This window comes from Nocardia sp. NPDC059764, assembly GCF_042732555.1.
In the GTDB taxonomy this organism is placed as follows: domain Bacteria; phylum Actinomycetota; class Actinomycetes; order Mycobacteriales; family Mycobacteriaceae; genus Nocardia.
In genome coordinates this window covers 35996-62728 of the sequence record NZ_JBHWHH010000015.1, presented here as the reverse complement: position 1 = coordinate 62728, position 26733 = coordinate 35996, and the positions used below count along the sequence as shown (strand labels likewise).

Annotated in this window: 31 protein-coding genes and 1 pseudogene; 21 read left to right on the top strand and 11 right to left on the bottom strand. The window is 68.6% G+C overall.

From position 1 onward, the window contains the following. Positions 1-38: 38 nt before the first annotated feature. The 4 genes from ACFV4K_RS05540 to ACFV4K_RS05525 all read left to right on the top strand — a co-directional run bounded on the left by ACFV4K_RS05540 (position 39) and on the right by ACFV4K_RS05525 (position 2168). Positions 39-467, top strand: a complete 429-nt coding sequence (locus ACFV4K_RS05540) for a DUF1707 domain-containing protein (RefSeq protein ID WP_379272310.1) — start codon at positions 39-41, stop codon at positions 465-467. Continuing rightward, positions 467-811, top strand: a complete 345-nt coding sequence (locus ACFV4K_RS05535; RefSeq protein ID WP_379272309.1) for a hypothetical protein — start codon at positions 467-469, stop codon at positions 809-811. The genes ACFV4K_RS05540 and ACFV4K_RS05535 overlap by 1 nt, the downstream gene beginning before the upstream one ends. Before the next feature lie 246 nt (positions 812-1057). Continuing rightward, the gene (locus tag ACFV4K_RS05530) at positions 1058-1303 is read left to right on the top strand and encodes a hypothetical protein (RefSeq protein ID WP_379272308.1); all 246 of its coding nucleotides are present in this window, start codon (positions 1058-1060) and stop codon (positions 1301-1303) included. A gap of 64 nt (positions 1304-1367) precedes the next feature. Then, positions 1368-2168, top strand: a complete 801-nt coding sequence (locus ACFV4K_RS05525; protein ID WP_379272307.1) for a biotin--[acetyl-CoA-carboxylase] ligase — start codon at positions 1368-1370, stop codon at positions 2166-2168. 30 nt (positions 2169-2198) lie between these two features. On the opposite strand, the gene ACFV4K_RS05520 is transcribed toward ACFV4K_RS05525, so the two are convergent. Together ACFV4K_RS05520 and ACFV4K_RS05515 are read right to left on the bottom strand one after the other, a co-directional pair. Continuing rightward, positions 2199-3596 (bottom strand): protein kinase, encoded by a 1398-nt coding sequence (locus tag ACFV4K_RS05520; protein WP_379272306.1) that lies wholly within the window; start codon positions 3594-3596, stop codon positions 2199-2201. A 60-nt stretch (positions 3597-3656) separates the two neighbouring features. Then, positions 3657-4610 carry an acyl-ACP desaturase gene (locus ACFV4K_RS05515; protein ID WP_379272305.1) on the bottom strand — a complete coding sequence of 318 codons (954 nt, stop codon included), beginning with the start codon at positions 4608-4610 and terminating at the stop codon, positions 3657-3659. Between the two features lie 151 nt (positions 4611-4761). Here ACFV4K_RS05515 and ACFV4K_RS05510 point away from each other — a divergent pair, with 151 nt between their 5' ends. The 6 genes from ACFV4K_RS05510 to ACFV4K_RS05485 all read left to right on the top strand — a co-directional run bounded on the left by ACFV4K_RS05510 (position 4762) and on the right by ACFV4K_RS05485 (position 10014). Continuing rightward, positions 4762-5283: a PH domain-containing protein gene (locus tag ACFV4K_RS05510; RefSeq protein WP_379272303.1), complete on the top strand. Its 522-nt coding sequence runs from the start codon at positions 4762-4764 to the stop codon at positions 5281-5283. Between the two features lie 33 nt (positions 5284-5316). Continuing rightward, a complete protein-coding gene (locus ACFV4K_RS05505; protein ID WP_040805082.1) occupies positions 5317-5994 on the top strand; it encodes a response regulator transcription factor in 678 nt (225 codons plus the stop codon). An 87-nt stretch (positions 5995-6081) separates the two neighbouring features. Beyond that, positions 6082-7392 (top strand): sensor histidine kinase, encoded by a 1311-nt coding sequence (locus tag ACFV4K_RS05500; RefSeq protein WP_379272301.1) that lies wholly within the window; start codon positions 6082-6084, stop codon positions 7390-7392. A gap of 113 nt (positions 7393-7505) precedes the next feature. Further along, a complete protein-coding gene (locus ACFV4K_RS05495) occupies positions 7506-7910 on the top strand; it encodes a hypothetical protein (RefSeq protein ID WP_379272299.1) in 405 nt (134 codons plus the stop codon). Positions 7911-7948: 38 nt separating this feature from the next. Beyond that, entirely contained in the window at positions 7949-8641 is a 693-nt protein-coding gene (locus ACFV4K_RS05490) for a response regulator transcription factor (RefSeq protein WP_357097661.1), read from the top strand. 143 nt (positions 8642-8784) lie between these two features. Beyond that, positions 8785-10014, top strand: a complete 1230-nt coding sequence (locus ACFV4K_RS05485) for a sensor histidine kinase (protein WP_379272315.1) — start codon at positions 8785-8787, stop codon at positions 10012-10014. Here the strand turns inward: ACFV4K_RS05485 and ACFV4K_RS05480 are convergent. Next, a pseudogene (locus tag ACFV4K_RS05480) lies at positions 10004-10528 on the bottom strand (GtrA family protein); the annotation flags it as partial. The gene ACFV4K_RS05485 and the pseudogene ACFV4K_RS05480 overlap by 11 nt on opposite strands. Before the next feature lie 138 nt (positions 10529-10666). On the opposite strand from ACFV4K_RS05480, the gene ACFV4K_RS05475 reads away from it, so the two are divergent. The 5 genes from ACFV4K_RS05475 to ACFV4K_RS05455 all read left to right on the top strand — a co-directional run bounded on the left by ACFV4K_RS05475 (position 10667) and on the right by ACFV4K_RS05455 (position 15145). Continuing rightward, positions 10667-11872, top strand: a complete 1206-nt coding sequence (locus tag ACFV4K_RS05475; RefSeq protein ID WP_379272297.1) for a 5-(carboxyamino)imidazole ribonucleotide synthase — start codon at positions 10667-10669, stop codon at positions 11870-11872. Then, entirely contained in the window at positions 11865-12368 is a 504-nt protein-coding gene (gene purE / locus ACFV4K_RS05470) for a 5-(carboxyamino)imidazole ribonucleotide mutase (RefSeq protein ID WP_357097664.1), read from the top strand. The genes ACFV4K_RS05475 and purE overlap by 8 nt, the downstream gene beginning before the upstream one ends. Before the next feature lie 35 nt (positions 12369-12403). After that, complete coding sequence (locus tag ACFV4K_RS05465) at positions 12404-13099, top strand: TetR family transcriptional regulator (protein WP_379272295.1); 696 nt, start codon at positions 12404-12406, stop codon at positions 13097-13099. A gap of 142 nt (positions 13100-13241) precedes the next feature. After that, positions 13242-14399: an acyl-CoA dehydrogenase gene (locus ACFV4K_RS05460; RefSeq protein WP_357097668.1), complete on the top strand. Its 1158-nt coding sequence runs from the start codon at positions 13242-13244 to the stop codon at positions 14397-14399. Between the two features lie 425 nt (positions 14400-14824). Continuing rightward, positions 14825-15145 carry a hypothetical protein gene (locus ACFV4K_RS05455; RefSeq protein WP_379272293.1) on the top strand — a complete coding sequence of 107 codons (321 nt, stop codon included), beginning with the start codon at positions 14825-14827 and terminating at the stop codon, positions 15143-15145. A gap of 4 nt (positions 15146-15149) precedes the next feature. Here the strand turns inward: ACFV4K_RS05455 and ACFV4K_RS05450 are convergent, their stop codons facing one another. Next, positions 15150-15440, bottom strand: coding sequence for a GNAT family N-acetyltransferase (locus tag ACFV4K_RS05450; protein ID WP_379272292.1), 291 nt, complete (start codon positions 15438-15440; stop codon positions 15150-15152). A 46-nt stretch (positions 15441-15486) separates the two neighbouring features. Then, positions 15487-16806: an FAD-binding oxidoreductase gene (locus tag ACFV4K_RS05445; RefSeq protein WP_379272314.1), complete on the bottom strand. Its 1320-nt coding sequence runs from the start codon at positions 16804-16806 to the stop codon at positions 15487-15489. Between the two features lie 124 nt (positions 16807-16930). On the opposite strand from ACFV4K_RS05445, the gene ACFV4K_RS05440 reads away from it, so the two are divergent. Then, positions 16931-17251, top strand: coding sequence for a co-chaperone GroES (locus ACFV4K_RS05440; RefSeq protein ID WP_357203119.1), 321 nt, complete (start codon positions 16931-16933; stop codon positions 17249-17251). Here ACFV4K_RS05440 and ACFV4K_RS05435 read toward each other — a convergent pair whose 3' ends face one another. Together ACFV4K_RS05435 and ACFV4K_RS05430 are read right to left on the bottom strand one after the other, a co-directional pair. After that, complete coding sequence (locus tag ACFV4K_RS05435) at positions 17252-18040, bottom strand: SDR family oxidoreductase (protein ID WP_379272290.1); 789 nt, start codon at positions 18038-18040, stop codon at positions 17252-17254. A 72-nt stretch (positions 18041-18112) separates the two neighbouring features. After that, on the bottom strand, positions 18113-18688 hold the full coding sequence (locus ACFV4K_RS05430; protein ID WP_379272289.1) for a TetR/AcrR family transcriptional regulator: 576 nt from the start codon (positions 18686-18688) through the stop codon (positions 18113-18115). Positions 18689-18729: 41 nt separating this feature from the next. Between ACFV4K_RS05430 and ACFV4K_RS05425 the strand changes: the two genes are divergently transcribed. Further along, entirely contained in the window at positions 18730-19437 is a 708-nt protein-coding gene (locus ACFV4K_RS05425) for a polysaccharide deacetylase family protein (protein WP_379272287.1), read from the top strand. Between the two features lie 55 nt (positions 19438-19492). On the opposite strand, the gene ACFV4K_RS05420 is transcribed toward ACFV4K_RS05425, so the two are convergent. From ACFV4K_RS05420 to ACFV4K_RS05410, 3 genes are read right to left on the bottom strand one after another with little or no spacing between them, the layout of a single operon-like run. Further along, on the bottom strand, positions 19493-20908 hold the full coding sequence (locus ACFV4K_RS05420; protein ID WP_379272285.1) for an NAD(P)(+) transhydrogenase (Re/Si-specific) subunit beta: 1416 nt from the start codon (positions 20906-20908) through the stop codon (positions 19493-19495). Positions 20909-20912: 4 nt separating this feature from the next. Continuing rightward, on the bottom strand, positions 20913-21230 hold the full coding sequence (locus ACFV4K_RS05415) for an NAD(P) transhydrogenase subunit alpha (RefSeq protein WP_357097688.1): 318 nt from the start codon (positions 21228-21230) through the stop codon (positions 20913-20915). Continuing rightward, a complete protein-coding gene (locus ACFV4K_RS05410; protein WP_379272283.1) occupies positions 21230-22372 on the bottom strand; it encodes a Re/Si-specific NAD(P)(+) transhydrogenase subunit alpha in 1143 nt (380 codons plus the stop codon). The genes ACFV4K_RS05415 and ACFV4K_RS05410 overlap by 1 nt, the downstream gene beginning before the upstream one ends. A 325-nt stretch (positions 22373-22697) precedes the next feature. On the opposite strand from ACFV4K_RS05410, the gene ACFV4K_RS05405 reads away from it, so the two are divergent. The 3 genes from ACFV4K_RS05405 to ACFV4K_RS05395 are packed head-to-tail and all read left to right on the top strand — an operon-like array spanning position 22698 to position 24602. After that, positions 22698-23147, top strand: a complete 450-nt coding sequence (locus ACFV4K_RS05405; RefSeq protein ID WP_379272282.1) for an HIT family protein — start codon at positions 22698-22700, stop codon at positions 23145-23147. Continuing rightward, positions 23144-23962 carry a maleylpyruvate isomerase family mycothiol-dependent enzyme gene (locus tag ACFV4K_RS05400; protein WP_379272280.1) on the top strand — a complete coding sequence of 273 codons (819 nt, stop codon included), beginning with the start codon at positions 23144-23146 and terminating at the stop codon, positions 23960-23962. The genes ACFV4K_RS05405 and ACFV4K_RS05400 overlap by 4 nt, the downstream gene beginning before the upstream one ends. Position 23963: 1 nt before the next feature. Further along, positions 23964-24602: a Type 1 glutamine amidotransferase-like domain-containing protein gene (locus ACFV4K_RS05395; RefSeq protein ID WP_379272278.1), complete on the top strand. Its 639-nt coding sequence runs from the start codon at positions 23964-23966 to the stop codon at positions 24600-24602. A 99-nt stretch (positions 24603-24701) separates the two neighbouring features. On the opposite strand, the gene ACFV4K_RS05390 is transcribed toward ACFV4K_RS05395, so the two are convergent. Continuing rightward, the gene (locus ACFV4K_RS05390; protein ID WP_379272277.1) at positions 24702-26141 is read right to left on the bottom strand and encodes an MFS transporter; all 1440 of its coding nucleotides are present in this window, start codon (positions 26139-26141) and stop codon (positions 24702-24704) included. A 60-nt stretch (positions 26142-26201) separates the two neighbouring features. Here ACFV4K_RS05390 and ACFV4K_RS05385 point away from each other — a divergent pair, with 60 nt between their 5' ends. Beyond that, positions 26202-26732 (top strand): MarR family winged helix-turn-helix transcriptional regulator, encoded by a 531-nt coding sequence (locus ACFV4K_RS05385; RefSeq protein WP_379272276.1) that lies wholly within the window; start codon positions 26202-26204, stop codon positions 26730-26732. Position 26733: the final 1 nt, after the last annotated feature.

The window sequence follows — 26733 nt, the reverse complement described above, 5'->3', positions numbered from 1 at the left end:
CCCTGCAGGTGAGCGGCCACTCGCGCTAATGTCGTGGCATGGCTGAACCACCGGAGATCCGTATCGGCACCGTCGAGCGCGAGGACGCGATGAAACGGCTGTCGGACCACTTCGCGGCGGGACGGCTCAGCGTGGCCGAGTTCGACGAACGCAGTGGCGTCGTGGCCGCGGCGCTGACCCGCGGCGACCTGGAGCAGGTGTTCACCGATCTGCCGGAACCGGTGGCGGACAAGCCCGCTCCGGCGCCGCGCCGGATGCCGTTCGGGTCGATTCCGCCCGAGCGGATCATGCCGGTCATCCCGATCCTCGCGGTGATCCTGTTCTTCGTGACGCACCAGTGGTGGGTGTTCCTGCTGATCCCGCTGGCGGGCGCGGTGCTATTCGGGGAGAGCGGCCGGGAGCGCCGCAAGCGGGGCGAGCGCCGGGATCGACGACGGCGGCGGCTCGACCGTGGACAGGAGGACTGATGGAACCCATCGAGATCAATGCGGGCAGCTGGTATCTGCGGGCCCTGCGCGCCGACGAGCGCATCGACGACCGCCCGGCCCTGGCCGACGGCGGCATCACCGACCCCGGCTACGTGGACCGCCGCACCGCGGAATGGGCCGACGAGAGCCACTTCTCGTGGGCGGTGTGCGTGCCCACCACCGCCGAACTGGTCGCCGAGATCGGCGTGCGCCCCAATACCGACGGCACCGCGACCGTGACCGGCTGGGCCCGTACCGGATACGACTCCGCCCTCGCGGACGGCCTGGTCTCGGTCCGCCGTTTCACCGCGGGCGCGCTCGGCCTGGAGCCCGTCGACGCCTGAGATCGTCGTCCGGCTGTCCGGTCCGGAAAACTGATCGAACTCCCGAAAACGTCTGTTCACCAGCGGCGATCGTATTCGTCCGCCGGAAAATCGCTCGTGCCCGGCCCCGGTCGTGCGTCAGTCTGGAATCGCATCCGGAACCGACGACCAGGGGAGGCGGTTATGTGGGAATGGAGCAGACACCAGGCTGATCGGGCGGCGGCGGGATCGTTCACCGCGTGGCGGCTACGCGACTCGGAACCGATCGTGACCGACCCGCCATTCGACGAGGCCGACGACGAGGGAGGGGAGGCGGACGACGGCGCGTACGAGGATATTTCCGAGCGCGCCCTCGCCGAGCTGTTCCTCGCGCTCGCGCGCCATTGCGAGCCGGACGGGCCTGGATGGGCTTCCTCGTATCCCACGGCGACTTATGATCTCGCACCGGTCGGGGTAACTCCTCGGGTACGTCCGGAATTGGTTCGGCACACGACCGCCGGCACGGATGTGTGACTGTCGACGACACTCAGCTGTCCGCTGAGGGCGCGGAGACGCGGGACGGGTAGCGTCTGGGGTCATGGAGAGGTCGCCGCTGGACGCCGATGTACTGCGCCGGAGCATTGCCGAGTCGCCGGAGCTGGGATTCTTCTCGGCCATCGAGGTGGTCGAGTCGACCGGTTCGACCAATGCGGATCTGGTTGCGCGGGCCGCGGATTCGAGTGCTGATCGGCTGGTGCTGATCGCTGAGGCACAGGAGCACGGCCGCGGCCGCCACGACCGGCAGTGGGTGAGCCCCGCGCGGGCGCAGATCGCCATGTCGGTGCTGGTGCGGGTGCGCGGCATCGACCCGGCGGTGCTGGGCTGGCTGCCGCTGCTCACCGGGATCGCCGTGGTGGACGCGGTGCGGGCCGAGACCGGTTTGAACGCGGTCCTCAAGTGGCCCAACGACGTGCTGGTGGACGGGCGCAAGCTGGCCGGCATCCTGGCCGAGGTCGCGGCCGTGGGCCCGGATCCGGCGGTGGTGGTGGGCGTCGGCCTGAACGTCTCGCTCACCGATGCCGAACTGCCTGTCCCGCATGGCACCTCGCTGCTGCTGGCGGGTGCGCCCGGCGTCGATCGGACCGCGCTGGCCCAGGCCATGCTGCGTGAGTTCGCGCGCCGCTTCACCGCCTGGGAGGCCGCGGGCTGGGACATCACCGAGCTGGCGGCCGCCTACCGGGAACGCTGCGCCACCCTCGGTGCGCAGGTTCGCGCGGAACTGCCGGGCGGCGAGGTGCTCACCGGAGTCGCCACCGGTATCGACGAGAACGGCCGCCTGCTGATCGGCGACCGCGCCGTCTCGGCCGGTGACGTCACCCACCTGCGCGCCGAGTACTGAGCGGAAAGCGCTCCGCCGCACCCGGATTCGCTACTGCTTGTTGCCGCCGTGCGGGCGGCCGCCGCCCGGCTTGCGGGTGTCGGGCCACAGATCGGGATTCGGGATATTGGACAGGTCGGGGAGGCCGGGCAGATTCCACGGCACGGTCGGCAGCGGGATGACAGGCCCGACCGGTGCGGGCTGTTCCGGGGCGACCGGTTCGCTCGGCTCCGGCGGCGGGAGCTGCTCCTGCACCGGCTGTTCGGTCGTCGTCGGAATCGCTTCCTGGACCGGCGTTTTCGCGATCGTGCCGGGTACTCGCGTGTGCCGGGGCTCGGTGTCGGCGGAGCTCCCGTTGATCCAGACCACGCCCAGTACCAGCGCCGCGACGGCGACACCGGCGGCGGCGAGTTTGCGCTGTCCGGTCCAGCCGCGGACGGGCGGGGACGCGGCGGTGAGCGATGCCATCGGCAGCGCGACGGTTCGCGTGTCCGAGTCGAGTTCGGGTGACTTACGTTGTGCGGTAGGTGTTTTCGCCGGATCGGGCGGGCGGGGCATCGGAATGCTCACGGTGGCCCGGTCGTCGGGTTCCGGTTCGGCGGCGGCCGCCGGGACGGCCGACTCGGTGAGCGCGGCGCGGGCGGCGTCCGCGAATTCGCCTGCGGTGGCGTACCGTTCGGCCGGATTCTTGGCCAGACCCTGCGCGACGACCCGGTCGAGGGCCGCGGGGACGTCGGGGGAGCGCTTGGACGGCGGTTCCGGCACTCGCTCCAGATGGGCGCGCATGAGCTGCGCGGGGTTCTTGACCCGGAAAGGCCGCTCCCCGGTGAGGCATTCGTAGAGGACGCACGCCAGCGAGTAGACGTCCGAGCGGACCGAGACGGTGCCGTCGAAGCGTTCGGGCGCCATGTAGGCGGGCGTGCCCACCAGCATGCCGGCCTGGGTGATGGCGGTCTGCCCGTCCTGCAGCGCCGTGCCGAAGTCGATCAGATAGGCGACGTCGTCGGGCGCCACGATGATGTTCTGCGGTTTGACGTCGCGGTGCACCAGCCCGGCGGCATGGGCCTCGTCGAGGGCGCGGGCGACCTGCGCGATCAGCCCGACGGCCGCGTCCGGGGCCATCGGCCCCTCCCATTCGAGCAGGGCTTCGATATCGAGGCCGTCGACGAACTCGGACTCGATGAACAGTCGCCCCTCGAGCTCGCCGTAGGTGTGCACCGCGACCACGTGGGGTCCGTGCAGCATCGAAGCGGCCCGCGCTTCTCGTTCGAACCGTTCCCGGTATTCGGGGTCGGCGGTCAGCACGGGCGCCAGCAGCTTCAGCGCGACGGTGCGATCCGTCGCGGTGTCGTGGGCACGCCACACTTCCGCCGACCCGCCGCTGCCGAGCAGTTCGTCGAGGCGGTATCGGCCCAGATAGCCATCCCCCAACGGAGTTCCTCTCGTCACACTGGGGGACTACCATAGCGAACCGAATTTATTTCACCCGCGCCGCACGCGGGTGGCGGGTCATGCGGTCTGCAGCACCCCGCGGGCGGCTTCCCGCGCCAGCAGGCGGTCGCGCTGCTCCTCGAACTTGACGACGTCCTTGCCCAGTTTCTCCATGTACGCGGCCAGCTTCTCGCGCGCCTGCTCACCGGCCGGCCCGAAGTCGTTGCGCTCGAAGACGTTCCAGTTCTTGAGCACCGGTGCGACCACCTCGTCGAGGTGCTGGCGCAGGTCGTAGATGCCGTGCTTGGCCATCAGCGCGCCGTTGCGGCGGAAGTTGGGCATGCCCGATCCGGGCATGACGAAACCGGTGAGCACCCGGGTGATGGCGTCGATCGCCTGATCCGGCACCAGGTCCAGGCCCGCGCCGCAGAGGGTGCGGTAGAAGATCATGTGCAGGTTCTCGTCGGCGGCGATGCGCTGCAGCATGCGGTCGGCGATGGGGTCGTCGCAGACGCGGCCGGTATTGCGGTGGGAGACGCGGGTGGCCAGCTCCTGGAACGTCACATACGCGACATTGTCGAGGAAACCGCCCCACTCGTCGGGCGACTGCGCGCCACCGGTCATGTGGATCATGCGGGCCTGCTCGAGCGCCACCGGGTCCACGCCGCGGGTCACCACCAGGTAGTCGCGCATGACGATGCCGTGGCGGTTCTCCTCGGCGGTCCAGCGGCCCACCCAGGTGCCCCAGGCGCCGTCCTGGGAGAAGTTCTCGGAGATTTCCCGGTGATACGAGGGCAGGTTGTCCTCGGTGAGCAGATTGGTGATCATCGAGACCTTGGCGACCTCGGACAGCGTGGACTGCGACGGATCCCAGTCCGCACCACCCATGGCGGCGAAATTACGGCCCTGGTCCCACGGCACGTAATCGTGCGGGTGCCAATCCTTGGCCATCGACAGATGCCGGTTCAGGTTCTCTTCGGCAACGGGTTCGAGCTCGCGGAGTATCTGGTATTGCGTCAACTCTCGGGTCACACACGCCTCCTGTGTCTTGCACACCGGGTGGAGCCTGCTGATGACGAACGGCAAACGCGTGCCGACGATGCTACCGGCAACCGCACGATTGTGCCCCGGTCCCCGGAGCCGCGTGAGGCATTCCGGCATCTCGGCGGGATAGGGTTTCGGCATGGGTTATCCGGAGGAGGCACTGGCCCCCGAAGAAGTGCTGCTCCTACATCGCCATCCGCATTGGAAGATGTTGTTCTGGCCCGCTGTGACTTTCATCCTGATCACGGCTTTGGCCGGATTCGGCGCCGGGGTGGCGGCGCGCAATACCGAGGACGGCCTTCGAACCGGCCTGCTCCTCGGCATTCTCGCGCTGTGGGCGGGGATCGTGCTGTGGCGCAGCGTCGCTCCGCTGATCCGATGGAAGTCGACGCATTTCATCGTGACCGATCGGCGGGTACTGATCCGGCAGGGCGTGCTCACCCACACCGGCATCGACATTCCGATGAACCGGATCTCGAATGTGCAGTTCCGCCATGGGTTGTTCGACCGCATGCTGGGCACCGGCACCCTGATCATCGGGTCGGCGTCCGAGGATCCGCTGGAGTACGACGACATTCCGCACGTGCAGCGGGTGCACAACCTGCTCTACCACCAGGTCTTCGATGTGGTGCAGAAGAATCCGAACGGCGGCGGCTTCTAGGGTTCCGCCGGTGCGTACCCGTAGGCTGATGCCGTGACCGCAGTTTTGCTGGCCGAAGACGACGAGGCCATCGCCGCGCCGCTGTCGCGGGCGCTGGGCCGTGAGGGCTATTCGGTGACCGTGGAGAGTTATGGTCCCGCGGTGCTCGAGCGGGCTCTCGAGGGCGGTCACGACCTGCTCATCCTGGATCTCGGGCTACCCGGCATGGACGGGCTCGAGGTGTGCCGTCAGGTGCGGGCCCGCGGCGCGGAGCTGGCGGTGCTCATGCTGACCGCGCGCACCGACGAGGTGGACTTCGTGGTCGGCCTGGACGCGGGCGCCGACGACTATGTGGGCAAGCCGTTCCGGCTGGCCGAACTGCTGGCCCGGGTGCGGGCGCTGTTGCGCCGCAGCGGAATCGGCGACGAGGCGGTCGAGGTCGGCGGTATCCGGCTGGAGCCGGCGGCGCGCCGGGTGCTGGTGAACGGCATCGAGGTGAACCTCGCCAACAAGGAGTACGAGCTGCTGAAGGTGCTCATCGACCGCGCCGGGCAGGTGGTCTCGCGCGAGACCATCCTGCGCGAGGTGTGGGGGGACGCGGATCTGCGCGGCTCCAAGACCCTGGACATGCACATGTCGTGGCTGCGCCGCAAGATCGGTGACGAGGGTCCGGTGGCCGAGCGGCGTATCGTGACCGTGCGCGGCGTAGGCTTCCGCTTCAATACCGACTAGCCGTTCGACATCTCTGCCGATGTGATCTTTGTGCTGTTCCGTGCGCATGTGAACCCCGAAGCCCTGGCGAAGCGAGGCATCTCGACGATGAGACGCAGGATCCTGCTGTCCATGGTGGCCGCGCTGACCCTCACCACCCTGGTTCTCGGTGTGCCGCTGGCGTTCACGGCCTGGAAGTGGGTCGAGGACATCAGCCGCAACGAACTGCGCAATCGGCTGAACAGCATCTCCGAAGAGGTGATGCGGCAGGAGCACGACGGCATGGTGTACGGCGAACTGGACACCAAGGCGGTGCGGCTGCTGATCCCGGCCAACGGCAAGCTGACCATCATCTATCCGACCCAGTCGGAGAACAACAAGAAGATCGACATCGGCGCGGAGACGGTGGCCGATCCGCTGGCCGAGTCCTGGTCGATGGGCATCAACGGCTCGCTGCGCCTCGAGATCCCCTCCGCCCCCATGCATTCCATGCAGCGGCAGGCGCTCGGCGCGGTGCTGGGCCTGGTGCTCATCTCGCTGGGCGCGGGCATCGCGGTGGCGGTGGTGACCGCGCGCCGGGTGGCCGACCCGCTGCGGGACGTGGCCGCCCGCGCGGCCCGGCTGGCCATGGGCGACTTCCGCGCCGACCCGCGCAGGCACGGCATCACCGAACTGGATCGCGTCTCCGACGTGCTGGATTCGGCCACCGTGGAGATCGCGGGCCGGCTGCAACGCGAACACGCCCTGGTCGCCGACGTCTCACATCAGCTGCGCAGCCGGCTCACCGCGGTGCGGCTGCGCCTGGACGAACTGTCCGCGCACGCCGATCCGGCCGTGGTGCACGAGGCGGAAGAGGCCATGGCGCAGGTGGATCGGCTCACCGACGCCATCGACGAACTGGTCCGCGCCTCCCGCGACGAGGGCGCGGCCGAACGCGACCCGCTGCCCGTGGTGGCCGAATTGCGCAGTGTCGTAGCGGAATGGCGGCATCCCTTCGCCGAGGCCGGACGCAAACTGGTGCTGCTCGGCGACCCGACCCTGAAGGCGCCGGTGACCGGTTCGCGCCTGCGGGAGGCGCTGGCCGTGCTGGTCGACAACGCGCTCATGCACGGCGGCGGCACCTGTACGGTGTCGGTGCGCACGGTGGCGGGCCGCATGGACGACAGCGAACCGCTGGTGGTGGTGGAGGTCGCCGACGAGGGCGACGGGGTGCGAGATGAGCTGGCGCCGCACATCTTCGACCGCGGCTTCTCGGCGGCGGGGTCCACCGGTGTGGGGCTGGCCCTGGCCCGCGCGCTCATCGAGGCCGACGGCGGGCGACTGGAACTGCAGCGCCGCCGCCCCGCCCTGTTCGCGGTGTTCCTCGGCTCCTCGGGGGTGGCGTCGCGGCCGATCCCGGTGGGCACCGAGCCGCGTTGATTCTTCTATCGGTTCTCTAACTCTTCGTTATCCGGCCCTGAGAACTCGGTTCCTACGTTGGGTCCGGTCATCAGGAACCGACGAGCGATCGTCGACGAAGAACAGGAGATCCCATGCCCACGTTCACCGTTCGCCGCACCGTGACCGCCGGAGTGGTCGGGGCGGCCGCCCTGACCGTGCTGGCCCTGCCCGCCACCGCCACCGCGGACACCCCCGATTCGATTGCCGGACCGGCGGATACGGGCAGTGCGGGCCCCGCCCTCGCCACCCAGCCCGCCGTGCCGCTCGAGCCGGGTCTGCCCGCCCTGCCGGGCACCCCGTCCGAGCCGGGCATGGTGATCATCAAGGACCGCGACGGCAATGTCACTGTGCGCCGGCTCCAGCCCGGTGAGCCGATCGGCCCGGGCGTGCCCGCCTTCCCGGCGCAGCCGGGCGCGCACTTCCCGGGCGGTCCGGTGGTGACGGTGCCGGACGGTCACGCGCCGTCCGACACCATCATGATCGACCCGGTTCGCTGATCGGGTTCTCTCAGTCCGCGCCCGTATCGTCTGATCCCATGACGGGTCCCCGGATTCTGATCGTGGATGACGACGCCAGGGTGCTGGCCTCGGTGGCGCGGGGGCTCCGGATGTCCGGTTTCGAGGTCGAGACCGCGGCGGACGGGGCCGCCGCGCTGCGCCACATCACCACCGATGCCCCGCAGGCCGTGCTGCTGGACCTGAACATGCCGAATCTGGACGGGGTGGGTGTGGTCACGGCCCTGCGCGCGCTCGGCAACGACATCCCGATCTGCGTGCTCAGCGCCCGCGCGGAGGTCACCGACCGCATCGACGCGCTCGAAGCCGGGGCCGACGACTACCTCACCAAACCCTTCGACCTCGGTGAGCTGGTGGCCCGGTTGCGCGCCATGCTGCGCCGGGCGCCCGCGCCCGCGCACGTCGCCGACGATCGGATCGTGGTGGGCCCGTTGACCGTGCTGCCGGGCGCGCGGCGGGCCTCCATCGACGGCCGTCCCCTCGACCTGACCAAACGCGAATTCGATCTGCTCGCCGCGCTGGCCTCGGCGCCCGGGCAGGTCTTCTCGCGGGCCCAGCTGCTGGATCGAGTGTGGGGCTACGACTTCGAAACCCAGACCAAGGTGGTCGATGTGTTCGTCTCCTACCTGCGCCGCAAGCTCGAGGACACCGGCTGCCCGCGCCTGATCCACACCGTGCGCGGCGTCGGATTCGTCCTGCGGACCGAGCCGTGATCCGCAGACCGCGGCTGCGCGGCCGGGTGGCACTGTCCCTGCGCGGTCGGGTGGCACTGTCCCTGCGCGGTCGGGTGGCACTGTCCCTGCGCGCCCGGGTGGCGCTGGCCAGTGCGGCGACGGCCGCGGTGGTGGTGGCGGTCATGTCGGTGGTGCTGTTCGCGTTCGCGCCCGCCGAGGCGTCGAATCAGGTGGGCCGCATCGTGAGTGCGATCGCGCTGGCCCCCGCCGACACCGTGCACCCGCCGGAACCGGGTGTTCCCGCGCAACCGCTCCCGGGCACTCCGGCGCGAATGCCGACCGCCTTGCCCGCGCTGCCGACCTCCCCGTCGCCGGGCCTGCTCATCACCCGCATCGATCCGGGCAATCCGAATGCGGAGTTCTCGCGCACCGTGGCCTTGAACGGCGAGCCGGTCGCGCTGACCGTCCCCACCGCGGTCGCCTCGGATTCGGCCACCCGGCAACGCATCCGGATCGTGCTGATCGGCGTCGCCGGGGTGGCGCTGGCGGCGGTGCTGGGCTGGCTGGCCGCGCATCGCGCGGTGGTCCCGCTGCGCCGGTTGACCGCCGCGACGGCCGGGCTCGGCGAGGGCCTGGCGGTGCAGACCCCGCGCCACCCGGTGGCCAGTGAGACAACGGAATTGGCGCAGGCCATGAACACCATGCTGGGCCGCATCGCCACCGAGCGCCGGCACACCGACGAGGCATTGGTCACCGCCCGCGATTTCGCCGCCACCGCCGCCCACGAACTACGCACCCCGCTGACCGCCATGCGCACCGATCTCCAGGTGCTGCGGTCCATGCCGCTCTCGGAGAGCGAACGCGCGGAGATCCTCGACGACGTGCTGAGTGCGCAGAGTTCGGTCGAGGCCACGCTGCACGCGCTGGAACGACTCGCGGTGGGCGATCTCACCACCGAATCCGATTGGGCGGATCTCGATCTGGGGGAGGTGGTCGACCAGGTGGTGGACGATGCCCGGCGGCAGTATCCCGGGGTGACCATCGTGGCCGACGCGGTCGAGCCGATCCGCCTGCGCGGCCTGGCCGCGGGCCTGCGCTCGGTCGTCGACAATGCCGTCACCAATGCGGTCCGGCACGGCGCGGCCGATCGCGTCGAGATCGCGGCGCGCTCCGAGGGCGATGTCGCGATCCTCACCATCGACGACAATGGCGGCGGCATCCCCGTCGCGGATCGCGAGCGTGTTTTCGAACGCTTCTATCGGTCGAGTGTGACCCCGGGCAGTGGGCTGGGTCTCGCGCTGGTCCTTCAGCAGGCCCGCTTACACGGTGGAACCGCGACAATCGGGGAAAGTCCGGCAGGCGGCGTCCGCCTGACCGTCACGCTCAGCTGTGACCCAGCTGCTCTTCGTTGACCAGGTCCTCGAATTCGTCCTGGAGTTCCTGCATTTCGTCCGGGAAGACCCACTTCTTCATGGACCAGAATCGGAATGCCATTTGCAGCAGGTTGCCGACGATGAAGGCGCTGAAGAAGTCCGCGATGTTCTCGACGGTGAAACTCACATTGGGCTGGCGGAGGTCGAACACGTAGCTCGACACCCACAGCGGTAGCGCGGCCAGGCCGACGCCGATACCGCTGACCAGGAAGAACAACAGCGCTTCGTGGTGCTTCTCGCGACCACCGCGCTTGTCGAACGTCCATTCCCGGTTGAGGATGTAGGACACGATGACCGCGACGATGCCCGACATGATGCGGGCCACCGTGGGCTTGGTGTCCATGATCGTCCATTTCAGGACGTAGAAGATTCCGAGGTCGATGACGAACGTGGTCGCACCGACAATCGCGAACTTCAGGAGTTCGTAATGGCGGTCCGCGAGGTCCCGCAGCGGCGCGGGCAGGCGATTGACCACTTCATCGACAAATGACACGGTGCGAGTCTACGTCTCTGGACTCGGCTGTGTCGGGCCGGTACAAATCGGGGCAGCGACCCTTCGGGAGACTCGCCGATACCTGTCCCGCGACCCGCGGGGGAGCCGCCGGTGGGTGTCATGACAACATAGTGCAGCGTGAGCGCCCGTTCCTTCGATACCTCCGCGATGCCCACCGTCACCATGATCGGCGGCGGCCAGCTCGCGCGCATGACCCACCAGGCGGCCATCGCGCTGGGCCAGCGGCTGCGCGTGCTCGCCGAACGGCCCGACGACCCGGCCGCGCAGGTCACCCCGGACGTCGTGCTCGGCAGCCACCACGATCTGGCCGCGCTGCGCAAGGCCGCGGTCGGCTCGCACGCGCTGACCTTCGACCATGAGCACGTGCCCACCGAGCACCTCGAGGCGCTGATCGCCGAGGGCGTGAACGTGCAGCCGCGGCCGCAGGCGCTGATCTTCGCGCAGGACAAGCTGCGCATGCGTCGCAGGCTCGCCGAGCTGGATGTGCCGATCCCGGCCTACACCGAGGTGAACTCGGTCGCCGACGCCGTCGCCTTCGCCGACGAGCACGGCTGGCCCTTCGTGCTGAAGGCGGTGCGCGGCGGCTACGACGGCCGCGGCGTCTGGATGCCCGCCGACGCCGCCGAGGCCACCCCGATTATCGAGGACCAGCTGGCGCACGGGGTCGCGCTGATGGCCGAGGCCAAGGTGGATCTGAAGCGTGAACTGTCGGCCATGGTGGCGCGGTCCCCGTTCGGCCAGGCCGCGGCCTGGCCGGTGGTCGAGACCGTGCAGCGCGACGGCCAGTGCGCGGTCGTGATCGCGCCCGCCCAGAACCTGTCGTCGGCGAAGGCCACCGAGGCCGAGGCGCTGGCCCTGCGGCTGGCCGCCGAGCTAGGCGTCACCGGCGCCATGGCGGTGGAGCTGTTCGAGACCCACTCCGGCGAGCTGCTCGTCAACGAGCTGGCCATGCGTCCGCACAACTCCGGCCACTGGGGCATGGACGGCGCCTGCACCGGCCAGTTCGAGCAGCACGTGCGCGCGGTCCTGGACTACCCGCTGGGCAGCACCAAGCCGCTGGCCCCGGTCACCGTGATGGCGAACATCCTGGGCGCGCCCGAAGCCCCCGAGATGTCGATGGACGAACGCCTGCACCATCTTTCGGCCCGCCTCCCCGAGGCCAAGGTGCACCTCTACGGCAAGGGCGAACGCCCCGACCGCAAGATCGGCCACATCAATGTCCTCGGCGACGACGTCGCCGAGGCCCGGGAGAAAGCCGAGCGCGCGGCGCACTGGATGTCGCACGCGATCTGGACCGACGGATGGGATCCGCACCATGACTGACACCGCCCAGGTTGGCCTCATCATGGGGTCGGACTCCGACTGGCCCACCATGGAAGCCGCCGCGGAAGCGCTGGCCGAGTTCGGGATCCGCTTCGAGGTGGGCGTGGTCTCCGCGCACCGCACCCCGCAGCGCATGCTCGACTACGCCAAGACCGCCGCGGACCGCGGCATCAAGGTGATCATCGCCGGCGCGGGCGGCGCGGCGCACCTGCCGGGCATGGTCGCCTCGGCCACCCCGCTGCCGGTGATCGGCGTCCCGGTGCCGCTGAAGTACCTCGACGGCATGGACTCGCTGCTGTCGATCGTGCAGATGCCGGCCGGCGTGCCGGTCGCCACCGTCTCCATCGGCGGTGCGCGCAACGCGGGCCTGCTGGCGGCGCGCATCCTGGCCACCGCGAACCCCGAATTGCGTTCGCGCATGGAGCGATTCCAGGCCAATCTGGAAACCCTGGTCCTGGAGAAGGACGAAGCGCTGCGGACCAAACTGCTGGGCTGAGCCACCGGGCTCCCGCGCCGGGCTACCGTTGGCGGATGCCCAACGACCAGCCCGCGCGGCCGCGCGCCGACGCGGATTCGACCGAACGCCGATTGACGGTGGTGGACCAGGCGCTGCGGTTGTTCGCCGAGAAGGGTTACGAGGCAACGACGGTCGACGAGATCGCGGAGGCCGCGGGGATCTCGCGGCGCACCTTCTTCCGGCAGTTCCGGTCCAAGGAGGATGTGGTCTTCGCCGATCACGAGTCGCAGCTGGCGCAGGCGCGGGCCTTTCTGGAGGCCGCGCGCGGGGATGCCTGGGATGCCGTGTGCGAGGCCGTGGTCGAGGTGTTCGAGCGGTTCACGCAGTGGCGTGACCTCGCGGCCCGCCGCTACGGGGTGGTGCGGCAGGTGCCGACCCTGCGCGAGCGCGAGATCGTGACGGTGTTCCGCTACGAGCGGTTGTTCACCGATTACCTGCGCCGGACGCTGCCCGGGACTTCGGATCTGGCGCTGGTGCAGTTCACCGCCGCGGTGACGGCGACCCACAACTATCTGCTGCGCCGCATGGTGCGCGGCGAGTCCGCGGCCAGTCCGGAGGATCTGCGGTCGGCCCTGGCGGCGATCCCGCGTGGGGGAGCGGGCCGCGAGGCCGCGGCGGGTTCGGATCAGATGGTGGTGGCGGTGTTCCCCCGCGATCTGGCGCCTCGGCAGGTCGCGGACCTGCTGGCCCGTCGTCTCGATACGCTGTGAAGTAACCGCTGTGGGGTATTTGACACTGCGTGCCACAGTTTTGTGAGGAAGTACCCGCACGTGGCCGCGATATCGCGGCGTATACTCGGCTTCAAATGGCACTGAGTGCCGCATAAGTTGGCGACGACCAGGAGACAACCCCATGGCGGGCAACCCCGATTTCAACCTGTTCCAGCTCGAGGACTTCCACCATGAGCTGCGCGAGGCCATCCGCGGCCTGTGTGAGAAGGAGATCGCCCCCTACGCGAAGGACGTGGACGGCAACGCCCGCTTCCCCGAGGAGGCGCTGACCGCCCTCAACGCGGCCGGCTTCAACGCCGTGCACGTGCCCGAGGCGTACGGCGGCCAGGGCGCCGACTCGGTCGCCACCTGCATCGTGATCGAGGAAGTGGCCCGCGTCTGCGGTTCCTCCTCGCTGATCCCCGCCGTCAACAAGCTCGGCACCATGGGCCTGATCCTGAACGGTTCCGAGGAGCTCAAGACCAAGGTGCTCGCCGACATCGTCGCGGGCAAGATGGCCTCCTACGCGCTGTCCGAGCGTGAGGCCGGCTCCGACGCCGCCTCCATGCGCACCCGCGCCCGTCAGGACGGCGACGGCTGGATCATCAACGGCTCCAAGTGCTGGATCACCAACGGCGGCAAGTCCGACTGGTACACCGTCATGGCCGTGACCGACGCCGACAAGGGCGCCAACGGCATCTCCTCGTTCATGGTCCACAAGGACGACGAGGGCTTCGTGGTCGGCCCGCTCGAGCACAAGCTGGGCATCAAGGGTTCCCCGACCGCCGAGCTGTACTTCGAGAACTGCAAGGTTCCGGGCGACCGCATCGTCGGCGAGCCGGGCACCGGTTTCAAGACCGCGCTGCAGACCCTGGACCACACCCGCCCGACCATCGGCGCGCAGGCCGTGGGTCTGGCGCAGGGCGCGCTGGACGCCGCGATCGCCTACACCAAGGACCGCAAGCAGTTCGGCAAGGCCATCGCCGACTTCCAGAACACCCAGTTCATGCTGGCCGACATGGCCATGAAGGTCGAGGCCGCCCGCCTGATGGTCTACACCTCGGCCGCGCGCGCCGAGCGTGGCGAGAAGAACCTGGGCTTCATCTCCGCGGCCGCCAAGTGCTTCGCCTCGGATGTGGCCATGGAGGTCACCACCAACGCCGTCCAGCTCTTCGGTGGCGCCGGCTACACCACCGACTTCCCGGTGGAGCGCATGATGCGCGACGCCAAGATCACCCAGATCTACGAGGGCACCAACCAGATCCAGCGTCTGGTCATGTCCCGCCAGATCCTGCGCTGATTCCTTTTCCGGACGGCGTGACGAACACCCGGAGGCGGCACCGACTTTCGTTCGGGCCGCCTCCGGTCGCTTCGGTCCAGGGTTGGGCTGGACCGAAGTTCGCGTCTGGAGGATTGTGTCTCCCGAGTTGTCGAAAACCCCTGTATCGAGGGGGTTCCGGGACATTGACCCGCCTGGTGAAAGTAAATACTTCACACAGCATGGAATCTGCTGTGAATCGCTGTGGACGAATCAGCGGTTGCCCGGATGACGCGCGGGATCGCGGCACGTCGAAAACTCTTCAATAGCTGCAGAATTGCTCCGGGAAACGGTTCGCCCTCGATGTGCGGCAGGGGGGTTCGCCAGGGCTTTTCTTTCCCGCTTCCTCAGGTGAAGCACGGATTCGGGGGCTGTTCGGGCCGGGATGCTGGGGGCACTATGGAGCCATGTCCGGAGTCGAAATCAACGACACCTTCGTGCGGCGGACACTGGCCGATGGGCGGGTGGAAGAGGTCGCGTGGACGGAACTGGCGGAAGTGCGCATCATCACCGCGGCGGACGGGCCGTTCGCCGGGGACGTGTTCTTCGTCCTCATCGGGTCGACCGGTAAGGGGTGCGTGGTGCCCTACTCGGCCGCCGACACCGTGTTCCTGACGAAGTTGCAGTCGTTGCCGGGGTTCGACGACGCGAAGGTGGGGGAGGCGATGGTGGGCAGCGCCGACCGGCATTTCCGGGTCTGGCAGCGGCGGCACCATCGCGCCAACTAGCGAATCAGGCCACCAGGTCGGCGTATTCGGGGTGCTCGCCGATGTACTTCTCCACATACCAGCAGGTGGGGATGATCGAGAAGCCCTCGGTGCGGGCGTCCCGCAACGCGTACTCCACCACCTGCGCGGCCACGCCGCGGCCCCGGAACTCGGGAAAGGTCATGGTGTGCTGGATATCGCGGACCTTGACGTCGCCGTCGACCCGCTCCGCGTAGTCGGCGTAGCCCGCGAGCGTGCCGTCGAGGTAGATCTCGTAGCGGGTCGCGTCGGCATTGTGTTCCAGCGTGGTGCTCATGACCTGTGTGAACTCCCTTGTGATGCGGATTGTTCCGGCGGGGCGGTCACAGCACCGCACCCGGATTGAGTATCCCGTTCGGATCCAGCGCATCCTTGATCCGCCGGGTGAGACCCATCACATCGGGGCCGAGCTGGTCGGGCAGCCACGGTTTCTTCAGGCGGCCGACACCGTGTTCACCGGTGATGGTGCCGCCCAGGGCGATGGCCAGATCCATGATCTCGCCGAATGCCAGATACGCCCGTTCGGATTCTTCCGGGTCCGCCGGGTCGTGCACGATCAACGGATGGGTGTTGCCGTCGCCCGCGTGCGCGATGACGGAGATCAGAACCCGGCGGTTTGCCGCGATCTCCGCGATCCCGTTCACCAGGTCCCCCAGCCGGGGCAGCGGCACCCCGACATCCTCGAGCAGCAGCGGCCCCTTGCGCTCCACGGCGGGGATGGCGAATCGCCGTGCCGCGCAGAAGGCTTCGCCCTCCTCCTGGTCGTCGGTGCGGAAAGCCTCGGTGGCCCCGGCCTTCTCGCACGCCGCCAGCATGAGGTCGGCCTCGTGCCCGGCGTGCTCGCCCGGGGCGTCGGAGCGCGCCACCAGCAGCCCGGCCGCCTGCCGGTCGAGTCCCATCCGCAGCTCGTCCTCGACGGCGTTGATGGCCACCGAATCCATGAATTCCAGCATGGAGGGCCGCAATTGGCCGGTGATGGCCAGGATGGCGTCGGTGGCGGCGGTGAGTGTCGGGAAGCTCGCCACCACCGTGGACTGCGGCGGTTGCGCGGGCAGCAGCCGCAGGGTCAGTTCGGTGATGACGCCTAGCGTCCCCTCGCTGCCCACGAACAGTTTGGTCAGCGACAGGCCCGCGGAGTCCTTGAGTCGCGGCCCGCCCAGCCGCACCGCGGTCCCGTCGGCCAGCACCACCTCCATGCCGAGCACGTAATCGGTTGTGACCCCGTACTTCACGCAGCACAGGCCGCCCGCGTTGGTGGCCGCGTTGCCGCCGATGGTGCAGATCTCGAAGGAGGAGGGGTCCGGCGGATACCAGAGCCCCTTCGCGGCGACGGCCCGCTTCACCTCGGCATTGAGCAGTCCCGGCTGCACCACCGCGGTCCGCGTCACGGTGTCGACGCTGATCTCGCGCATCTTCTCGGTGCTCAGCAGCAGCGCCCCGTCCTGGGCGGTGGCCCCGCCGGAGAGCCCGGTGCCGGCCCCGCGCGGCACGATCGGCACCCGATGCTCGGCGGCCCACCGCACGGTGGCCGCGACCTGCGCGGTGGTGAGCGGTCGCACCAGCGCGAGCGCTGTCCCGGCATCCGGATCCAGCGCCCGGTCCTGCCGATAACCGCCCAGCACATCCGGATCGGTCACCACCATGCCCGCGGGAAGGAGAGCCCGGAGACCGTCGATATCGGAGATTTGGCCCGTCACGGTTCCGAACCTACGCGGTCGGGCGGGCACCGGGGCGGAACCGGACATTCCCGCGCAGTACACTGCCGCGGTGTCCGATGCCAAGCTCGAAATCCACATGCTGCACGACCGCGTCATGGTCAAACTCAGCCCCGAGGCGGGCGAGCGGCGCAGCAGTGGCGGCATCCTCATTCCCGCCACCGCCCAGGTCGCCAAGCGCCTGTCCTGGGGTGAGGTGTGCGGCGTCGGGTCGCACGTGCGCGCGGTGAGCGTGGGCGATCAGGTGCTGTTCAGCGCCGATGACCAGTTCGAGGTGGAGATCCAGGCGCAGGCGTATTACGTACTGCGCGAACGTGATCTGCATGCCGTCGCCAACACCCACCCCGAACACGGCACCGGCCTGTATCTCTGATCAGACCGTTTTGACGATGCCGCCGTCGATGACGTAGTCGGCGCCGTTGATGATGGCGGCTTGCTCGGAGGCCAGGAAGGTCACCAGCGCGGCGACTTCCCGGGCTTCGGCGATCCGCCCCGCGGCGATATTGAACTGGGTGGGCATGGCCGCCAGGAAGTCTTCCTGCGCAAGGCCGTTGGCCGCGGAGAGGCGGGCTCCGAGGCTGTCGGGTCCGCGCCAGATGTCGGTGCCGACCGGTCCCGGTGAGACGGTGTTGACGCGGACGCCCTGCGGGCCGAACTCCTCGCTGAGTCGCTTGCCGAACGTGGTGAGCGCGGCTTTGGCCTCGCTGTAGCCGGCCGGTCCGACCGCGGGCAGGCGGGAGTTGATCGAGGAGACGGTGACGATCGCGCCCCGCCGTTCGATGATGCTGGGCAATGCCGCACGGGTGGTGGCGACGACACCGAACAGGTTGAGGTCGAACAGTTTGCGCCACTGGTCTTCCGGAATGTCGAGGAAGCCGCCCAGAGTCAGCTGATCGGCGTCACCGCCGCCGACATTGTTGACCAGGATATCGATTCCGCCGAGCTCGGCCAGCGCCGTCTCGACGGCGGCCAGTGCGCCCGCGGTGGTGCTCAGATCCGCGGAAACCGTGGCCGCCGCAACCTTTTCGAGTTCCGGGGTGATGGTGCGGGCGACGCCGGCGACCCGAACGCCTTCCTCGGCCAGTGCTTCGGCGACGGCGAGGCCGATGCCCCGGCTGGCGCCGGTGACGAGTGCGGTCTTGCCGTTCAGTCCGAGATCCATGATCGGTACCTTTCTTGAACTGTGGGTCAAAAACTGGGGTAAAAGAAAAGGCCGCAGGGCTGCGGCCCGGGGTCAGAGGGTGGACAGGGCGGTGTCGATGATCCGGTACAGCGTCTCCGCGTCCGAGACCTTCGTGGTGATGCGGAGTCCGCCAACGGTATTCATCAGGAACTCGCTGTACGCGCGGGCGTCGATCTCGGCCCGGACGTCGCCGTCGCGCTGCCCCTGCTCGATGCGGGCGATGAACGCCTCGACCATGTGCTCGACCGCGACGGCCACCGCGGTGGTCGCCTCGGTGTCGTGCCCGCCGAGTTCCATGGCGGTATTGGCCACCAGGCAGCCCCGTCGTACCGGTCGCCCCAGGTCGCTGTCCACGACCAGCCGCATCCAGGCCCGCAACCGTTCCTTGGTGGTGCCGGGCTGGTTCAGCACGTCGTTGGCGAGTTCGGTGCCCATCCGGTCGTAGCGGGCCACGCACAGGTCGAACAGTTCCCGTTTGCTTCCGAAGGCGTTGTAGAGACTGCCTTTCGCGACTCCGGTAGCGTCGGCGAGCTGTGCGGGCGAGGTGTTCGCGTACCCATGGGTCCAGAACGCGTCCATGGCGCGGTCCACCACTGTGTCCGCGTCGAAGCCGCGTGGTCTGCCCATGCGATCGAACCTAGCCGTTTTGAACCTGGAGGTCAATAACTATGGGACGCAAGCTGCTCGTCCGGGGCGCGCTCATCCTGGCCGGGCTGGTGCTGATCTCGACCGGTCTGTACGTGCTCATGAACTCCCGCACCTACCAGGTGGCCGGACGCCTGGTCTCCCGAGTCGACACCACCGAGAAGGTCGTCGCCCTCACCCTCGACGACGGCCCCACCGAGCGCACCCCCGAGATCCTTCAGGCGCTGTCCGACGCGGGCATCTCCGCCACCTTCTATCTCATCGGCAGTGAACTGGCCGCCCATCCGGACGAGGGTCGCGCCATCGCCGATTCCGGCCACGAGATCGGCAACCACACCTACCACCACGAACGCATGATCTTCGTGACCCCCGGGTTCGTCCGCGACGAGGTTGAGCGCACCGACGCTGAGATCGCGAAAACCGGCTACCGCGGCCCGATCACCTTCCGCCCGCCCAACGGCAAGAAACTGATCGCCCTCCCGTGGTACCTGGCCAAACACAGCCGCACCACCGTCACCTGGGACGTCGAACCCGACTCCGGCAAGACCCCTACCACCGACGAGATCGTCACCGAAACCCTGGCGACCGTCCGCCCCGGCTCGATCATTCTGCTGCACACCATGTATCCGGCGGGCGACCCCTCCCTCGCCGCGATCCCCCTGATCGCCCAGGCCCTGCACGATCGGGGCTACCGCTTCGTCACCGTCTCCCAGCTGATCGACAAGTCCTGAAACGTCAACGGCCCGCATTCCTTCCGGGATGCGGGCCGTCGCGATGGAGTCGCGGTTACAGCGCCTTCAGTTCCTCGGTGACCGCACCGACGGACTTCTTGGCGTCGCCGAACAGCATGGAGGTGTGGTCGGCGTAGAACAGCGGGTTGTCGATGCCGGCGAAGCCGGAGTTCATCGAGCGCTTGAGCACGATGACCGACTTGGCCTGGTCGACGTTGAGCACCGGCATGCCGTAGATCGGGGACGTGGAGTCCTCGCGGGCGGCCGGGTTGGTGACGTCGTTGGCGCCGATGACCAGGGCGACATCGGTGCGGCTGAATTCGCCGTTGATGTCGTCCATTTCCTTCATGGCGTCGTAGGAGACCTCGGCCTCGGCCAGCAGCACGTTCATGTGGCCGGGCATACGACCGGCGACCGGGTGGATGGCGTACTTGACCTCGACGCCCTTGGCCTCGAGCAGGGCCGCCATCTCCTTGACCGCGTGCTGGGCCTGGGCCACGGCCATGCCGTAACCCGGGACCACGATGACCTGGTTGGCGTAGGCCATCTGGATCGCGGCGTCGGCGGCGGAGGTGGCCTTGGCCTGCTTCTGCTCGCCGCTGCCGGACGCGCCGGGAGCCGTTCCGCCGCCACCGAATCCACCGGCGACGATCGCGGGGATGGACCGGTTCATGGCCTTGGCCATCAGGTTGGTCAGGATGGTGCCGGACGCGCCGACGATCATGCCCGCCACGATCATGGCGGTGTTGTTCAGCGCCAGACCCGCGGCCGCGGCCGACAGACCGGTGAGGGCGTTGAGCAGCGAGATCACCACGGGCATGTCCGCGCCGCCGATGGGCAGCACGACCATCAGGCCGAGGATGCCGGCCAGCACCAGCAGGCCGATCATCCAGTACTGCGGCACACCGTCATTGGTGGCGCCGATGCCGATGACCACGGCCGCGGCGATGGCGCCCGCGAGCAGCAGCAGGTTCAGCGGCTGCTGCAGGCGGCCCACGGTGATCGGGCGGCCGGACAGCAGTTCCTGCAGCTTCGCGAACGCGATGCAGGAGCCCCAGAACGAGACCGAGCCGATGATGGCGGCGAACAGCGAGGCGATCACGATGTGCACCGACGGCTGCTCGTGCACCTGGGAGAAGCCCTTGGTGTCGAGGAACTCGGCCCACGCGATGAGCGCGACCGTGCCACCGCCGACGCCGTTGAACGCGGCGACGAGCTGCGGCATGGCGGTCATCTTGGTGAACTTGGCGGGCGGCACGCCCAGGCCGATGCCGACCACCAGACCGGCGACGATCAGGATCCAGTTGTTGGTGTGCCGGATGGAGATGAGCGTCGCGACGACCGCGATGCCCATGCCGACCGCGGCGATCCAGTTGCCGCGCACCGCGGTCTTGGGGCCGGTGAGGCCCATCAGACCGTAGATGAACAGCGCGAACGCGGCGATGTAGAGAACGTTGACCAGATTGTCCATGGGGTTACTCGCCCGCCTTCTCTTGCGCAGCAGGCTTCTTCGCCTTGAACATGCCCAGCATGCGGTCGGTCACGACGAAACCGCCGATGACGTTCAGGGTTCCGAACACCACGGCCACGAACAGGATGATCTGCATCAGGACCGAGGGGTGCTCGATCTTGCCGAAGACCACCAGCGCGCCGAGCACCACGATGCCGTGAATGGCGTTGGTGCCCGACATCAGTGGCGTGTGCAGGGTATTGGGCACCTTGGAGATCACGGCGAAGCCGACGAACCCGGACAGCACCAGGATCGCGATGTTCGCCAACAATTCGGTGTACATCAGGCTTCCACCTTCTGAGGGCTCTGCTCGCTGCGCTCGCGCGTGACGCAGGAGTCCGCCAGCACCTGATCCTCGAAATCGGGTGCCAGCGCACCGTCCTTCAGCATCAGTTCGAGCAGGGCGGCAATGTTCTTGGAGTACAGCTCGCTGGCGTGCTCCGGCATGGTGGCCGGCAGGTTCAGCGGCGAGGCGATGGTGACGCCGTGGCGCACAACGGTTTTGCCGGGTTCGGTCAACTCGCAGTTACCGCCGGTCTCGCCGGCCAGGTCCACGATCACGCTGCCGGGCTTCATGCCCTCGACGGCGGCGGCGGTGACCAGGCGCGGGGCCGGGCGGCCGGGCACCAGCGCGGTGGTGATGACCACGTCGAAGCCCTTGATGGCGTCCTCGAGGGCCTGCTGCTGCTGAGCCTTCTCGTCGTCGGTGAGCTCGCGGGCGTACCCGCCCTCGCCGGCGGCGTCGATGCCGAGGTCGAGCCACTGCGCGCCGACCGAGCGCACCTGGTCGGCGACCTCGGGGCGAACGTCGTAACCGGTGGTACGGCCGCCGAGGCGCTTGGCGGTGGCCAGGGCCTGCAGACCGGCGACACCGACACCGAGGACCAGCACGGTGGCCGGCTTCACGGTGCCCGCGGCGGTGGTCAGCATGGGGAAGAATCGGGTGGATTCCGACGCGGCGAGCAGCACGGCCTTGTAGCCGGCGACATTCGCCTGGGAGGACAGCGCGTCCATGACCTGGGCGCGGGAGATGCGCGGAATCGCTTCCACGGCAAAGGCCTGCACGCCCGCGGTCTTCAGCGCACCGATCTTGGTGTCGGCGTTGCGGGGCGCGAGGAACCCGATGAGGGTCTGGCCCGGCGCGAGCTTGCCGATCTCGCCGTCATTGGGCGGCGCGACCTTCACGACGACGTCGGCGCTGTACGGATCGCCCAGCGTCGCACCGGCTTCGGTGTACGCCTCGTCCGGAATCAACGCGCCCAGACCGGCACCGGCCTCGACGATCACCTCGACACCCTGCTTCAGCAGGGCCGGAATGATCTTCGGCACCAATGCGACGCGTCGTTCGTCCGGGTTCGTCTCGCGAACCACTCCGACGCGCGCACCGCGGGGCGCAGCGGTCTGTGCGCTCTGCGTTGTGTCCACTTGTCAAACTTCCTTCTCGTGGTGAGTCCAGGCCACCTGTCGGTTCCAAGCCGTGTCACCGGTTGAACGGTGGTCCGAACTTACTGTGCAGTAAGTTCGTGAGAATTCTCGCAACTGTACCTGGTTCGCGGTGAGCGTAGCGGAGATGCCCATCACATGGTGTGGCGAGAAAACCGGACAACTCCGTGCTCGGCCGGGGTTCTCCCGGCGTCGAACACGATCGAATCCCTGATGCTACTGGTCAGTAGCTCTGGGTCCGGTTGTGCCCGTATCGAGGTCGAGTAGGGGGTGTCGCACATCACCTGTACGCCGTAATGTCTGCATGGTGAGTGGCTGCATCTTCTGCCGGATCGTCGCGGGCGACGCACCCGCGACCAAGATCTTCGAGGACGACCATCTGGTCGCCTTCCTCGACGTCCGGCCGATCACCCGGGGGCACACCCTGGTGATCCCCAAGCGGCACGCGACCGATCTCGACGAGCTCGACCCGGAGATGGGCGCCCACCTGTTCGGCTTCGGCCACCGCCTGGCCAAGTCCATGCGCCGAGCCGGCCTCACGGCCGACGGTGCGAATCTACTCATCAATGACGGCAAGGCCGCCTTCCAGACCGTTCATCACGTGCACCTGCACGTGATTCCCCGCCATCACGGCGACACCCTGCGCTTCGCGAAGGGCTTCGTGCTGCGCCGCCCACACGACACCGAGCGCACCGCCGCGGCACTGCGAGCCGGATTGGACCGGCTCGCCGACGAGGAGAGGGAGACCACCGCATGACCGACACGGTGCCGGACCGCGCCGAGATCACCGCGCTTTTATCCGACCAGTGGGACGCCCTCACCCGGCTGGTGGACGGGCTGGACGAAAACCGGTGGCGCACGCCGTCGCCGCTGCCCGGCTGGACGGTCTTCGACGTCCTGGCCCACGTGATCGGCACCGAATCGATGCTGCTGGGCGAGCCGACCCCCGACGCCGAGGTGTCCGGGGCGCACATCCGCAACGAGATCGGCACGCTGAACGAGAGGTGGATCGAGTCCCTGCGCCCGCTGGCCGGCGCGCAACTGCTGGACCGCTTCCTCGACGTGACCGGTCGCCGGGTGAAGGCGCTCGAGCAGACCACCGACGAGATGTGGGGCGGATTCGTCCCGACGCCGGTGGGCATGGCGCCCTACGGCCGGTTCATGCGCATCCGCCTGTTCGACTGCTGGATGCATGAGCACGACATCGCCGACGCCCTGGGCGTGGCGGTCGAGGAGGGCGGCAGCCGCGGCGCGGTCGCCTATACCGAACTGCTGACCACACTCGGCCGGGCCGCGGTGAAAGGCGCGGGCGCGCCGGACGGTTCGCGCATCACCTTCGAGCTGACCGGTCCGGTGCCGCAGACCTTGCATGTGGCGGTCGTAGTCGGGCGGGCGAGCCTGGTCGGGACCCTGGACGGTCCGGCCACGACCGTGGTGACCATGGACTCCGGCCTGTTCGCCCGCTTGCGCGGGGGCCGCACCACCGCGGACGCGCACGCGGGGGAGATCTCCATCGCCGGTGACATCGACCTCGGCAACCGCCTGGTCCGCACTCTCGCCTTCACCATCTGACGTGCGACTGTTCCTGTCCAGCTACCGTTTCGGCGCACACCAGCAGCGGTTGCTCGAACTGACCGGTGCGCCCGGCCGGGTGGCCGTCATCGCCAATGCCTGCGATGCCTGGCCCTCGGCCTGGCAGAGCGCCGTCACCAGCGATCTGGTTCCGCTGCGCCGCTTGGGTTTCCAGCCCGAAGTCGTCGACCTGCGCCAGTATGTCGGCCGCCCGGCCGAGGTAGAGCAGCGGCTGCGCGACTATCCGATGGTGTGGGTGCGCGGCGGCAATACCTTCGTGCTGCGCGCCCAATTCGCGCGCAGCGGAGCCGATCTCGCCCTGATGAAACTGCTCGCGGAGGATGCCCTGGTCTACGCGGGCTACAGCGCGGGGGCCTGCGTCATGACCCCCGACCTGCACGGCATCGAAGCCATGGACGACCCGGAGGAAGTCCGCACCGCCTGCGGTGTGGAAGCTCGCTGGGACGGCCTCGGTTTGGTCGATCACCGCATCGTCCCGCACCTGGACTCACCGACCGACCCGCAGGGGTTGTCCCGGAAACTGGTGCGCGACTACGTCTCCGACGGCGTCCCGCACTGGGCGCTCACCGACGATCACGTGGTGGTCGTCGACGGCGAACGCACCACCGTTCTGACTTAGATACGAAAAAGCCTGCGCACAACGAGGAATGCGCAGGCTTCTTCGGCTACCAGGGCGAAGCCGGCCGCGGGGAGGCGGAGGCCCGAGCTACGAGAGTTGTCAATTCCCCTTGTGGCGCAGCCCGTGGCCGAGAGCCACGGCCGCCGCGCCGAACGCGCCGACGGCCAGCGTCGCGAAGCTCGCGACGTACGCGCCCTCGGTCGGCACGGCGTGTGCGCCCAGCTTCAGCACGTGGGCGGTCAGGATCGAGCCGGTGATCGCGCCCGCGATCGAGCCGCCCGCGGTCCGCACCAGTGAGTTGATGCCCGACGCGATGCCGCTCTCGCTCATCGGCACGTGCTGCACGGCGAGGGTGCCCAGCGCCGCGTAGCCGATGCCGAAACCGATGCCCTGCAGCGCGTTCGCGATGACCATGTCGTAGCCGTGGCCGTGCGAGAAGGCCAGCCAGCCCATCGAGAGTCCGGCGAAGGTCGCGCCGATGGCGAGGGTGTAGGCGGGTCCGATCCTGGCGGAGATGCGGCCGGTGTTGAAGGAGAAGAAGGTCATCAGCGCCGCGCTCGGGATGCCGTAGAGGCCGACCGACAGCACGGTCCCGGACAGGCCGTAGCCGACCTTGTCCGCGGGCGTCTGAATGAAGTTGGAGACCAGCGAGAACGCGCCGAACATGGAGAAGCCGAGCAGCGCGGAGGCCACGTTCGCCGACAGCGACTGCGGGCCGACGAGCAGCTGCAGGCGCACCAGCGGCTGTTCGACCTTCAGCTCCACGAACACCCAGACGGCCGTGAGCACCGCGGCGGCCGCGAACATGCCGATGACCGAGGCGGAGCCCCAGCCCCAGCGCGGGCCCTCGCTGATGCCGAGCAGCAGGCAGATCAGCAGCGCGGCCAGCAGGGCCGCGCCGATGAAGTCGGGCTTGCCGCCGTGGCGCACGCCATTGTTCTTGGCGCTCACCTGGATCAGCACGGTGGCGACGACGCCGAGACCCGCGGTCAGCCAGAAGACCGGGTGCGGGTTGGTGGTGTGGTCGGCGATGACACCGGTGGCCAGCAGGCCGATGGTGCCGCCGACGCCCATGGTGCCGGACACGACTCCGATTGCGCGGACCAGTCTTTCGCGCGGGAAGGTGTCGCGGATGATGCCGATGGCGAGCGGGATCATGGCCGAGGAGATGCCTTGCAGCGCCCGGCCGATGATGTAGACGGGCAGCGTGGTGGCGAAGGCGCACACCACCGAGCCGACGATGAGCACGCCCATGGTGACCATGACCATCGGCTTCTTGCCGTACATGTCGCCGAAGCGGGAGAGCAGCGGCGTGGCGACCGCGCCGGAGAGCAGCGCGGCGGTGAACAGCCAGGTGACCCCGGCGACGTCGGTGTGCAGCTGCACGATGAAGCGCGGCAGCAGCGGAATCACGACGGTCTGCTGCAAGGACACGACCAGACCGGCCGCAGACAATGCGAGCAGGGTGAGGCCGAGGTGGGCCTTCGAGGGTTCGACGGGTTTCGACACGTCGACCTGACCGACAGCGGTCGTAGTCATGGGAATGGTCCTTTGGTTTACTTACCAAAATTAAGTAAATGGGTTTCGTAAGATAACCACATGCCGCGACCGGAAGCCATTCCCGCCATCGAAGTTGACGCAGCTCACATCGTCGAACTGGAACGCGCGCTGGCCCGTGTCGCCTACCTGCTGACCCGGGTCCGCCGCCACGACAAGGCCATGGTGCAGTGCGGGCTGACCATGGACCGGGCCAGCGTTCCGCTGCTGCGCCTGCTCGCCGACGCCCCCGAACCCATGCGGCTGGGCGAACTCGCCGCACGACTGGATGTGGAGGCCCCGCACGTGAGCCGCCAGATCCAGCGGCTGGAGAAGGCCGGGTACGTGGAACGCGTCCAGGACCCGGACGACCGCCGCGCCCAGCGGGTCGGGCCGACCGCGTCGGGCCGCCGGGCCGTGGAGGCGGTGCGCGAGGTGATGCGCGGCTGGATGGCCGAAGCCCTCGCCGACTGGACGCCCGAGGACATCAAGGCCGTCGCCGTCCTCAATCACCGCATGGTGGACGCCTTCCTCGATCACGCCGAGGCGATCGGCGACCTGGGCGCCACTGCCCGCGACCGTCCGTCGGCCTGAG

Coding starts and splice junctions, on each gene's coding strand:
- ACFV4K_RS05540 (WP_379272310.1), top strand. CDS start 39: ATGGCTGAACCACCGGAGATCCGTATCGGCACCGTCGAGCGCGAGGAC.
- ACFV4K_RS05535 (WP_379272309.1), top strand. CDS start 467: ATGGAACCCATCGAGATCAATGCGGGCAGCTGGTATCTGCGGGCCCTG.
- ACFV4K_RS05525 (WP_379272307.1), top strand. CDS start 1,368: ATGGAGAGGTCGCCGCTGGACGCCGATGTACTGCGCCGGAGCATTGCC.
- ACFV4K_RS05510 (WP_379272303.1), top strand. CDS start 4,762: ATGGGTTATCCGGAGGAGGCACTGGCCCCCGAAGAAGTGCTGCTCCTA.
- ACFV4K_RS05500 (WP_379272301.1), top strand. CDS start 6,082: ATGAGACGCAGGATCCTGCTGTCCATGGTGGCCGCGCTGACCCTCACC.
- ACFV4K_RS05495 (WP_379272299.1), top strand. CDS start 7,506: ATGCCCACGTTCACCGTTCGCCGCACCGTGACCGCCGGAGTGGTCGGG.
- ACFV4K_RS05490 (WP_357097661.1), top strand. CDS start 7,949: ATGACGGGTCCCCGGATTCTGATCGTGGATGACGACGCCAGGGTGCTG.
- ACFV4K_RS05485 (WP_379272315.1), top strand. CDS start 8,785: ATGTCGGTGGTGCTGTTCGCGTTCGCGCCCGCCGAGGCGTCGAATCAG.
- purE (WP_357097664.1), top strand. CDS start 11,865: ATGACTGACACCGCCCAGGTTGGCCTCATCATGGGGTCGGACTCCGAC.
- ACFV4K_RS05465 (WP_379272295.1), top strand. CDS start 12,404: ATGCCCAACGACCAGCCCGCGCGGCCGCGCGCCGACGCGGATTCGACC.
- ACFV4K_RS05460 (WP_357097668.1), top strand. CDS start 13,242: ATGGCGGGCAACCCCGATTTCAACCTGTTCCAGCTCGAGGACTTCCAC.
- ACFV4K_RS05455 (WP_379272293.1), top strand. CDS start 14,825: ATGTCCGGAGTCGAAATCAACGACACCTTCGTGCGGCGGACACTGGCC.
- ACFV4K_RS05450 (WP_379272292.1), bottom strand. CDS start 15,440: ATGAGCACCACGCTGGAACACAATGCCGACGCGACCCGCTACGAGATC.
- ACFV4K_RS05445 (WP_379272314.1), bottom strand. CDS start 16,806: ATGGTGGTGACCGATCCGGATGTGCTGGGCGGTTATCGGCAGGACCGG.
- ACFV4K_RS05435 (WP_379272290.1), bottom strand. CDS start 18,040: ATGGATCTCGGACTGAACGGCAAGACCGCACTCGTCACCGGCGCCAGC.
- ACFV4K_RS05430 (WP_379272289.1), bottom strand. CDS start 18,688: ATGGGCAGACCACGCGGCTTCGACGCGGACACAGTGGTGGACCGCGCC.
- ACFV4K_RS05425 (WP_379272287.1), top strand. CDS start 18,730: ATGGGACGCAAGCTGCTCGTCCGGGGCGCGCTCATCCTGGCCGGGCTG.
- ACFV4K_RS05420 (WP_379272285.1), bottom strand. CDS start 20,908: ATGGACAATCTGGTCAACGTTCTCTACATCGCCGCGTTCGCGCTGTTC.
- ACFV4K_RS05415 (WP_357097688.1), bottom strand. CDS start 21,230: ATGTACACCGAATTGTTGGCGAACATCGCGATCCTGGTGCTGTCCGGG.
- ACFV4K_RS05400 (WP_379272280.1), top strand. CDS start 23,144: ATGACCGACACGGTGCCGGACCGCGCCGAGATCACCGCGCTTTTATCC.
- ACFV4K_RS05390 (WP_379272277.1), bottom strand. CDS start 26,141: ATGACTACGACCGCTGTCGGTCAGGTCGACGTGTCGAAACCCGTCGAA.
- ACFV4K_RS05385 (WP_379272276.1), top strand. CDS start 26,202: ATGCCGCGACCGGAAGCCATTCCCGCCATCGAAGTTGACGCAGCTCAC.